This window comes from Caldisalinibacter kiritimatiensis (assembly GCF_000387765.1).
Classification (GTDB): domain Bacteria; phylum Bacillota; class Clostridia; order Tissierellales; family Caldisalinibacteraceae; genus Caldisalinibacter; species Caldisalinibacter kiritimatiensis.
The window spans coordinates 1-2345 of record NZ_ARZA01000103.1 but is presented as its reverse complement, the minus strand read 5'-3'; the positions used below and the strand labels follow the sequence as shown (position 1 = coordinate 2345).

The following is a 2345-nucleotide window of genomic DNA, read 5'->3' as shown; positions in this document are numbered from 1 at the left end:
TTAATCACAATTCTGATAAAATAGAACTATAGTTCTCAGTGTACAGCTCTTAGTTCTTAGCTCACAGCTGTTAGCAAAAACCTAAGATCTGTGAACTAAGAACTGTCAACTGTGAACCAAGAACTGAGAGTCAAGAGCTATAAACTTATAATAAGGTTTAAAAAATTGGATATAATTAATAAAAATACTAAAAGATTAATAGGAGGAGAATATGAGTAAAATAATAAACTTTGATAAAAATAAAAATCAAGATTATAGAATTTTAGATATTGAAAAACAATTTGAGATGTTATTTAATATGCCAAATGGCAAGAGTTTGGCACTTGTGATTTTAAAAGAGCTTCCGGAATTTGAATTAGGAGTTATTTTAGAAGAATTAGCTGAGAATAAGACTGAAGTCGTAGCTAAAACGTTAATATTAGTATCTGAAAATTATGAGGGAGCAATTAAAGACCTTGCAAATGAATTGCTACTAGATTTTGATAGAACAGATATAAATATAGGTGCCATAAGAGAAGAACTATTAGAAGTATCAGATAAAATTTTTAAAGCTGCTTATATAAGTAGAACTCGATTATTAGGTAGTTTATATTTAATACTTATCTGGCAAGAAAAAGAAACTGAAAATACTGTTTTGCAATTTTTTGATATTAGTTATACAGAAAATGGTTTCAAGGATTGTAAAAGTATTACTATACAAAAAGATGAGCAAGAAATTGAGCAAGTACTAAACGAGGTAAATATGAGTTTAGGAAGTGCTTTTAAAATATCATACAAAGAAGCCGTATATCTTATCCAGGAAAGTGCCAAAATAAATGTCCAAAACAACTTAATTCTACCTTCAGGAAAAACTGAATACAACCAACTTTTAAAAGAGAGAGTTAATTTGACAAAAAATGAGAAAATTAAGCTATTAAAGCGTATATCTGAGCCTTTAGACAAACCATATAAAACAGTTAATGCATTTTTTAATGCATTAAAAAATAAGGATTTACAGGCATTAAAATATACAACTAACGATAAACCAATATATATGAATATTATTAAGAAATATGATGACAACAACTATATCATGAAGTTCAACGTTAAGGGTGAAAGTGTATTAAAAAAGGGAGTTAAAGTCAAGGCTTATTTATTTATTGACAATGAATATTATTTAAATAAAGTAACATATGATTTTATGTTGAGTGAGAAATCAGGAGAATGGTATATAAATAAAATAAAGGAAAAAAATACTCACAAGTTATCACAAGATGAAGAAAAAGAATATTTAAGTCAAGATTTTGTAGTTAAAGTATATAATATTAACGATGAAGACCAAATTATGGAAAATGTGTTTTTGAATCTTGATGGTGAATTTGACTTAGAAGCAACTATGCCTAAATGTATTGAGAAAAACGATTTAGATATAATAGAAAATGGTTTTGACGAAAAGGAATTTGTTAAGTGCATATATGTTTTAACAGAAAAGCAGTTTATATTTATGACACCATATGAAGAAGTAGCTGAAACTTTAGATGTCAAATATAGAGATATTAAATTCAAAAATATAATGACATTAAAGGATGGATACTACTTACCTAAATCAACGATAGGGTACTTTTTATCAGGAGATTTTAAGACTTTTGATGAAATGATGGAAGAACTTAATAGTATATCTAATATAATAGAGGAAGACTATTATGATGAATATACGGATTTAGAAGGACAGTTTTTTAGTAAAGAAGAATATTTAGAAGTTAGAGGAAAAAATTTAAAAGGAAAAGACCAGTTTATATATGAGACATTAGATGTGTGCTCTTATATTATGGATGGAAATAATATAGACAATGCTACAATTAAAAAAGTATTAAAAGAAACTATACCTGAGGTGATTAATTTTATACGTATCTGTGAAAGATGTCCAAATGGGTGTTTAGGTAGAAATAAAGATAGTAAGGTAAGTTTTGAGCAGTTTATAGAGGAAGGTTTAGATATTAAAGACTTACCAGAAAACATAAAAGAAACTACTGGATTAAATTTCTTTTATCTAGAATATTGTACAATATTGGCCAATGTAATTGGAAGAGCATTATCAGAAATAAATAAGTATAAAGAAATGCACAGAGACGTAGCTTCACAGATTTTCTATAATACATTAGACTTTATAAGCGACAATTGCTATTATTGTGATACAAATTGTATTGATATTTGGAATAATCCACTTATAAGGTTAAATTAAAAATATACAGTAAAAATACTAGAGTTTTGCTCTAGTATTTTTACTGTATATTCCAATACATTTATAGTAAATTAATCACAATTCTGATAAAATAGAACTATAGTTCTCAGTGTACAGCTCTTAG

At 26.8% G+C, this 2345-nt stretch carries 1 protein-coding gene; it reads left to right on the top strand.

The features are described from left to right. The first annotated feature begins 211 nt into the window (after nucleotides 1–211). Nucleotides 212–2221, top strand: a complete 2010-nt coding sequence (locus tag L21TH_RS04965) for a hypothetical protein (RefSeq protein WP_006310886.1) — start codon at nucleotides 212–214, stop codon at nucleotides 2219–2221. Nucleotides 2222–2345: the final 124 nt, after the last annotated feature.